This is a genomic window from Micromonospora sp. KC213, assembly GCF_004348325.1.
Lineage (GTDB): Bacteria > Actinomycetota > Actinomycetes > Mycobacteriales > Micromonosporaceae > Micromonospora.
Window position 1 is genome coordinate 1 of record NZ_SMKF01000277.1, and the last position, 4,828, is coordinate 4,828.

Below are 4,828 nucleotides of genomic sequence, written 5' to 3' on the forward strand. Positions count from 1 at the left end.
GGGTACGGCGAGGACACTGCCGGGCCGGGTGGGTTCATAGGTTGCAGGGTAGTGCCGGCCGCTCAGCGGTGCGGACGCGCGGCCCGATCGCTGGCCGTGACCACCACCTCCCCGGCGGGGGCGGCCCTGGCCAGCGTTTCGTACGCCGACGGCTCGTCGAGCGACTCGGCGAGCAGCGGCACCGCGGTGATTTTGACGTCGAAACCGCCCAGCGCCCGGCGGTACGCGCCGACCGACTCCCACTCGGTGAGCAGACACCAGTGCCGGGGGTCGTCGAGGGCCCGCAGGAGTTCGCCACGCAGGTAGCCCGGGCGGGCAGCGAGGGCGGCGAGGGCGGCGTGCGCCCGGTCGACGAAGCCGCCGGCGGCATCGACGTCGACCACGAACCGGTTGGTCACCTGCACCGGGTTCCTCCTCGTAGAGTCTGTGGAATGCAGCGTACGCAGAGCCCCCTGCTGGCCCGGTTGGCCCGGGCGAACCCGACGTCGGTGTTCCTCGCCACGCTGGTGCTGGTCCTGGTGGCGTTCTTCGCGCCCGGTCCGGTCGGCGGGGTGCTGCTGCTGGCGCTGGCCGCCGGGCTGGTCTGGTTGACGGCGACGACCTGGCCGGTGCAGGCACCGCCGGCCCGGGTGGTGCGGCTGCTGATGCTGACCCTGCTGGTCGCCGTGGCGCTGGCGAAGCTGCTCTGACATGCAATCATGCGTTTTTGACAATCATTCTCGTTCCCGCGGACAGTGGATCCCATGAACCTCCGCTCCGCTCCCCGCGCCCTGGCCGCCGCCACCGCCCTGCTCGCCCTCGGCGGCACGGCCGCCTGCTCCTCCGGGGATGCCGGCTCCGACCCGCAGCAGCCGAAACGAGTCGACGTGGTCGCGGCGTTCTACCCGCTGCAGTTTCTCGCCCAGCGGATCGGCGGGGACGCGGTCACCGTGACCAACCTGGCCAAGCCGGGCGCCGAGCCGCACGACCTGGAACTCAACCCGGGCCAGGTGGGGCAGGTCGCCGAGGCCGACCTGGTCGTCTACCTCAAGGGTTTCCAGCCGGCCGTGGACGAGGCCGTCGCGCAGAACGCCGGCGACCGGGCCTTCGACGTGGCGACCGTGCAGCCGCTGCTGACCGCCGCCGCCGGTGGCCACGACCACGAGGGCGAGGGTGAGGCCGGCCACGCCGATGAGGAAGAGGCCGGTGGGCTCGACCCGCACCTCTGGCTCGACCCCACCCGGCTGGCCACGGTCGGCGACAAGCTGGCCGAGCGGCTCGGCAAGGCCGACCCGGACCACGCCGCCGACTACACCGCCCGGGCCACGACGCTCCGCGGCGACCTGGCGAAGCTCGACACCGAGTTCGCCACGGGGCTGAAGACCTGCCAGCGCCGGGAGATCGTGGTCAGCCACGCCGCCTTCGGCTACCTCGCCGACCGCTACCAGCTGGAGCAGGTGGGCATCGCCGGCCTGAGCCCGGAGAACGAGCCCAGCCCGAAGCGGCTGGCCGAGGTCGCCGAGGAGGCCCGGGAGCACAAGGCCACCACGATCTTCTTCGAGACGCTGGTCAGCCCCAAGGTCGCCGAGACCATCGCCACCGAGGTCGGCGCGAAGACCGCCGTGCTCGACCCGCTGGAGGGACTGTCCAGCGACAACGGCGGAGACTACCTTTCGGTGATGCGTACCAACCTGGCGACCCTGAGGACGGCGTTGAGCTGCTCGTGACATCTCCTGTCATCACCGTGACGCACGGGGTGGTCGGCTACGACGGCCGCCCCGTGCTTCGTGACGTCTCCCTGGCCGTCACCGCCGGAGAGGTCGTCGCCGTCCTCGGCGCCAACGGCTCCGGCAAGTCCACCCTGATCCGGGCGGCGCTCGGGCTGGTCCCACTGGCCGCCGGCACCGTCGAACTGTTCGGCACCCCGCTGCGGCGGTTCCGGCAGTGGCAGCGCATCGGGTACGTCCCGCAACGGCTCGGCGCCGGCGGCGGCGTACCCGCCACCGTGCGGGAGGTGGTGGCCTCGGGCCGGCTCGCCCGGCGCGGAGTGCTGCGTCCACCCGGCCGCGCCGACCGGGAGGCCGTCGACGCGGCGCTGCACGCGGTCAGGCTCGCCGACCGGGCCCGCGACCCGGTGGCCACCCTCTCCGGCGGTCAGCAGCAGCGCACCCTGATCGCCCGGGCGCTGGCGGGCCGGCCGGAGCTGCTGGTGCTCGACGAGCCCACCGCCGGGGTGGACGCGGCCAGCCAGGAGGCGTTCGCCGGGGCGCTGCACGCCTTCGTCGCCGACGGCGGCACCGTACTGCTCGTCGCCCACGAGCTGGGTCCGCTGCGCCCGCTGATCAGCCGGGCGGTGGTCGTCCACCAGGGCGGTATCGCCCACGACGGCGCGGTCCCCGAGCCCGCCGGGCACCACGCGGAGCCCGACCACGACCACGTGCACCCGCACGGCCCCGACGAGCCCGCCGGGCTGTGGAGCAACTGACCATGGAACTCTTCCAGTACCCGTACATGCAGCGCGCGCTGATCGGCGCCCTGGTCATCGGTCTGGCCGCCCCGGCGCTCGGTATCTACCTGGTGCAGCGGCGGCTCGCCCTGATCGGCGACGGGGTCGGGCACGTGGCGCTGACCGGTGTCGGCGCCGGGCTGCTGCTCAACCGCTCCCCGGTGCTGGTCGCGGTGATCGTCGCCACCCTCGGCGCGATCACCATCGAACTGGTCCGGGCCCGGGGGCGCACCTCCGGCGACCTGGCCCTGGCGCTGCTCTTCTACGGCGGCATCGCCGGTGGGGTGATGCTCGTCGGGCTCTCCGACGCCACCAGCGCCAACCTCAACGCGTACCTGTTCGGCTCGTTGACCACCATCTCGCCACAGGACCTGACCACCATCGCGGTGCTCGGCGCGGCCATCCTGATCACCATGCTGGCGCTGCGGCCGGCGCTTTTCGCGGTCTGTCACGACGAGGAGTACGCCCGGGTCTCCGGGCTGCCGGTGCGGACATTGAACCTGCTGCTGGCGGTCGCCACCGCGGTCACCGTCACGATCGCCATGCGCGCCGTCGGCGTACTGCTGATCAGCGCGTTGATGGTGGTGCCGGTGGCCACCGCGCAGCAGGTCACCCGGGGCTTCCGCACCACCATGACGGCGGCCATGGCGCTCGGCCTCTTCGCCGCCGGTGCCGGGGTCTGGGTGGCGGCGACCGCCGACACCGCCCCCGGCGCGTCGGTGGTGCTGCTGGCCATCGCCTCCTTCCTGGTGGTTGCGGTCGCCGCGGCGGCCTGGCGGGTGCTGCGCCGCCGCGCCGTTCCGGCCGCCGCGCCGCACCCCGAACCGCACGAGGTCGTCCTGCGGTGACGCTGCCCGGCAGCCTGTCCGCGGTATTGGTTACCGTTGCAGGGTGACCGGCAGGAACGGGTACGACGCCTACGAGGGCGCGGGTGAGCTGCTGCGTGCCCTCGCGGCCCCGATCCGGCTGGCCATCGTGAGCGAACTGGCACAGGGTGAGCGGTGCGTGCACGAACTGGTGGAGACGCTCGGCGCTCCCCAACCGCTGGTCTCTCAGCACCTGCGGGTGCTGCGCGGCGCCGGGGTGGTGCGCGGCTCCCGGCGCGGCCGTGAGATCGCGTACGCCCTGGTCGACGAGCACGTCGCGCACATCGTGGCCGACGCGGTCAGCCACGCGGGGGAGGGAGCACGGACATGAGCGGGCACAGCGAGCGGATCATCGGCGCGGCCGGGGCTCGGGCCGCCGCCGACCGCAGGGAGGTGGCAGCGGCATGAGCGACGGAGCGGCGCTGCGCAACACCCGGCAGCGGACGGCGGTGAGCGCCCTGCTCGCCGAGGTGGAGGGCTTCCACAGCGCGCAGGACCTGCACGCCATGCTGCGGGACCGGGGCGAGCGGGTCGGGCTGACCACCGTCTACCGGACGTTGCAGGGGCTCGCCGACGCGGGCGAGATCGACGTGATGCGCCCGCCCGGCGGGGAACACCTCTACCGCCGGTGCAGCGAGGGGCACCACCATCATCTGGTCTGCCGGGCCTGCGGCCGGACGGTCGAGGTGGCCGGCCCGACCGTGGAGGCATGGGCGGATCGGGTGGCAGCCCAGCACGGCTTCTCCGACGTCAGCCACACCCTGGAGATCTTCGGCACCTGCCGGGAGTGCGCCGGCTGATCGGCCGCGCCGGCTGGCCGGTGCGGGGGCGGCCGTGCCGTGGCAGGCTGTCCGACGTGAAGATCTACGCTGATCGCTATCCCGTCTTCCTCCGCCAACTCCTCACCGACCTGCTCGTGGTCGTCTGGGTGTACGCGGCGATCCGGTTCGCCCGGTGGTTGCACGACCTGGTGCAGCAGCTCGCCGTACCCGGGGAGAAGCTGGAGGGGGCGAGCGGTGGCCTCGCCGACAACCTGGCCGAGGCCGGTGGCAAGGTCGGCCGGGTACCGCTGGTCGGCGACGAGCTGACCGGGCCCTTCGAGCGGGCGGCGGGTGCCGCGCGGGCGATGGCCGAGGCCGGTCGGGACCAGCAGGAGCTGGTCGGTCAGCTCGCCCTGGCGCTGAGCCTCGCCGTGCTGGTCTTCCCGCTGGGGCTGGTGCTCTTCGGTTGGCTGCCGCTTCGGCTGCGCTGGATGCGCCGGGCCACCTCGGCGAAGGCCCTCGCCGCCGCCCCGGCCGGTCGGGACCTGCTGGCCCTGCGCGCCCTGACCGGCCAGCCGCTGGGCAGACTGACCAGAATCGCCCCGGACGTGGCCGGGGCGTGGCGGCGCGGCGACGACGCCACCGTCGACGCACTCGCCGCGCTGGAGCTACGTCGGCTCGGCCTACGCCGCTCTCGCTGAACACCCGCCCCGGCC

The 4,828-nt window shown here is 73.7% G+C and carries 8 protein-coding genes; 7 read left to right on the forward strand and 1 reads right to left on the reverse strand.

Annotation, left to right across the window (positions count from 1 at the left end; genetic code table 11):
* Nucleotides 1-62 precede the first annotated feature (62 nt).
* Nucleotides 63-404 (reverse strand): antibiotic biosynthesis monooxygenase, encoded by a 342-nt coding sequence (locus E1166_RS29470; protein ID WP_132343106.1) that lies wholly within the window; start codon nt 402-404, stop codon nt 63-65.
* A 27-nt stretch (nt 405-431) separates the two neighbouring features.
* On the opposite strand from E1166_RS29470, the gene E1166_RS29475 reads away from it, so the two are divergent.
* The 7 genes from E1166_RS29475 (at nt 432) to E1166_RS29505 (ending at nt 4,813) form a co-directional block, all read left to right on the forward strand.
* Nucleotides 432-689 (forward strand): DUF6703 family protein, encoded by a 258-nt coding sequence (locus E1166_RS29475; protein ID WP_132269627.1) that lies wholly within the window; start codon nt 432-434, stop codon nt 687-689.
* Between the two features lie 54 nt (nt 690-743).
* Nucleotides 744-1,706 carry a metal ABC transporter substrate-binding protein gene (locus E1166_RS29480; protein ID WP_132343107.1) on the forward strand — a complete coding sequence of 321 codons (963 nt, stop codon included), beginning with the start codon at nt 744-746 and terminating at the stop codon, nt 1,704-1,706.
* Nucleotides 1,703-2,464, forward strand: coding sequence for a metal ABC transporter ATP-binding protein (locus tag E1166_RS29485; RefSeq protein WP_132343108.1), 762 nt, complete (start codon nt 1,703-1,705; stop codon nt 2,462-2,464). Before E1166_RS29480 ends, E1166_RS29485 begins: the two co-directional genes overlap by 4 nt.
* Nucleotides 2,465-2,466: 2 nt before the next feature.
* A complete protein-coding gene (locus E1166_RS29490; RefSeq protein WP_132343110.1) occupies nt 2,467-3,333 on the forward strand; it encodes a metal ABC transporter permease in 867 nt (288 codons plus the stop codon).
* A 43-nt stretch (nt 3,334-3,376) separates the two neighbouring features.
* Nucleotides 3,377-3,682, forward strand: a complete 306-nt coding sequence (locus E1166_RS29495) for a metalloregulator ArsR/SmtB family transcription factor (protein WP_132269635.1) — start codon at nt 3,377-3,379, stop codon at nt 3,680-3,682.
* Between the two features lie 73 nt (nt 3,683-3,755).
* Complete coding sequence (locus tag E1166_RS29500) at nt 3,756-4,151, forward strand: Fur family transcriptional regulator (protein WP_132269638.1); 396 nt, start codon at nt 3,756-3,758, stop codon at nt 4,149-4,151.
* Between the two features lie 56 nt (nt 4,152-4,207).
* Nucleotides 4,208-4,813 carry a hypothetical protein gene (locus tag E1166_RS29505; protein ID WP_132343109.1) on the forward strand — a complete coding sequence of 202 codons (606 nt, stop codon included), beginning with the start codon at nt 4,208-4,210 and terminating at the stop codon, nt 4,811-4,813.
* Nucleotides 4,814-4,828: the final 15 nt, after the last annotated feature.

Excerpts from the sequence above, each read along its gene's own strand:
- E1166_RS29475 (WP_132269627.1), top strand. The coding sequence starts at position 432 with ATGCAGCGTACGCAGAGCCCCCTGCTGGCCCGGTTGGCCCGGGCGAAC.
- E1166_RS29500 (WP_132269638.1), top strand. The coding sequence starts at position 3,756 with ATGAGCGACGGAGCGGCGCTGCGCAACACCCGGCAGCGGACGGCGGTG.
- E1166_RS29480 (WP_132343107.1), top strand. The coding sequence starts at position 744 with ATGAACCTCCGCTCCGCTCCCCGCGCCCTGGCCGCCGCCACCGCCCTG.
- E1166_RS29490 (WP_132343110.1), top strand. The coding sequence starts at position 2,467 with ATGGAACTCTTCCAGTACCCGTACATGCAGCGCGCGCTGATCGGCGCC.